Raw genomic sequence first — 523 nt, 5'->3', positions numbered from 1 at the left:
GAAAAAGTACCCATCACTTTCAAAGCGCATCGCTTTTAAGATTTCTTTCGCCGCTTGTTTATTACTGCCATTAACGTCAGAGTCATACAGCGGCTTAATCGCCGTTACACCCATCATCATGTAGGCTTTTAGCTCTTTCTTACGCGCATCAATAAGCTCCTGTCTGTCTCGAACGAGCTCCGCCTCCAAACTCTTACTGCTGTTGATGTAATACACCACAGAGATCAATGTCGTGATCAACAACAGAGGAATTAAGGTTATCAGCAGCAATTTGTTTCGACTTTTCAACACCATGTTTGTACCACCTCTTTTTTCTTTTCAATCTTGCAAAATCAGCTCAAATTGTCTGTGAGATAGGCGGGAGTTTTTTCTCCACTTGCTTAACTAATGCCGCGGAGTTTGATGTGGATTTGATTTGCTTGGGTGCTGAAACAGTCCGTTATGCTAAACTCGCTGCCAGAAAAATTGGAGATCTCACATGCAAACACTAGCAGGAAAGAAAATTCTACTCGGCATCAGTGGC

At 42.6% G+C, this 523-nt stretch carries 1 pseudogene; it reads right to left on the bottom strand.

What is annotated here, in order from left to right:
- Positions 1-294, bottom strand: a pseudogene (locus R7Q48_RS30900) (chemotaxis protein); the annotation flags it as partial.
- Between the last annotated feature and the right edge of the window lie 229 nt (positions 295-523).

This window comes from Vibrio sp. 378, from assembly GCF_033339435.1.
The sequence above is the reverse complement of the archived record's forward strand: the minus strand, read 5'-3'. Positions and strand labels throughout refer to the sequence as shown.